Source organism: Ruminobacter amylophilus (assembly GCF_900115655.1).
GTDB lineage: Bacteria > Pseudomonadota > Gammaproteobacteria > Enterobacterales > Succinivibrionaceae > Ruminobacter > Ruminobacter amylophilus.
Genome location: NZ_FOXF01000110.1, coordinates 1 through 1,274, shown reverse-complemented (window position 1 = coordinate 1,274; position 1,274 = coordinate 1). Strand labels below are relative to the sequence as shown.

At 47.1% G+C, this 1,274-nt stretch carries 1 protein-coding gene; it reads right to left on the bottom strand.

Features of this window, described 5'->3' with window-relative positions:
- Window positions 1-1,274: tape measure protein (locus BMY80_RS11975; protein WP_093143975.1), on the bottom strand; the 1,274-nt coding region annotated here is incomplete at both ends.

Sequence of the window (1,274 nt, the reverse complement as noted above, 5' to 3'; positions counted from 1 at the left end):
GCAAAATCAAAGCCTTCCGAGAAGGTTCCTCCGGAAAGAGAAGTTCCGATACCTTCACCAATGGCATTGAGGTAGCCGATAGTGTTATCCCACAGTTCTCCGACTTTCTGACTAAGCTCAAGAAGGCCAATTTGGGCAAACTGAAAAAAGTTTGAAAAGAAAAGCTTCCAGTTCCCGGTTCCGTCCTTCATTTCAACACCGATAAGCTCAAGGGTATCTCTGAAAAAGTCCTTCACACCTTCCCATGCGGTGCGTATTCCCTCAAAGGTTTCACGTACCGTTTTTGCAAGATTGTGGAACCATTCAATTACCGCAGGGTCGTCCAGCCATTCAGAAATACCATTCAGGGTATTGGCAAGAAAGTCATTACCCATGATGATGAGCTCACCGAAACCGCCGTTTGACTGCATGAGTCTGGTACAGAAAGTACCCCAGGCGTTATCAAGTCTTCCGGTAGCGGCAGATACAGTGTTGAGTTTAGTTTCCAGCACTCCGTCAAAATTGTTTCTGGCAAGGTTGGAAAGGTACTCATCAAGAGCCTTGCTGTTCTTTTCAATCTCGGTGGTAGAGCCTTTGTAGGTTAAGGAAATGGTGTCACCGTTGTCCTTTGCCGTAATGCCGAACTGCCGGAGTGCTTTGGTTGAGCCTTGAGAGAAGGCAATAACCGCATCAGTTAAGGTGTTGATGTCTCTACCGGTACCATGGGCAATGGTGGCATAGGTCTTAAGCTGCTCATTTGAGTTGGTAAGACCGTTATTACCTAAATCCACAAAGGCTTTGGCAAGTTTATCGGTAGCGGTAGCTGTCTCATCCTCAAGACCGTTAAGGCTCCAGAAAGTTTTCTGCGCAGTTTCCAAATCACCAACCAATGGAGTCAGTCTTGCTGACATATCCTCGTAAACACGGGATGCTTCAAGTCCGGTAGAGATTATGCTCTTAAAACCGTCCACGATTTCAGAGGCAAACTTGATGGCAAAACCCGTCATCAGCATTTTCCAGCCGCCGGCATTTTTCTGCAGAACTCCGGTCTGTGCGTCCACGGCCTTGGTTACCTTTTTGATTTCGGTTTCCTGCTCCTGCATGATTTTCTTCTGCTCGGCAAGAGTTGTATTGGCGTCTTTCTGTTGGGAATTCTGAGTGCTGAGAGCCTTGCTGATTTCCTTTGTTACCTTGCTTTGCTCGCTACCTAGGTCAGTAACAGTTTTGGTCTGTGCCTGAATTGAATCGGTTACGGTCTTAACGCTGTCATCAAGTCCGTGAATGGCGGCATTGGT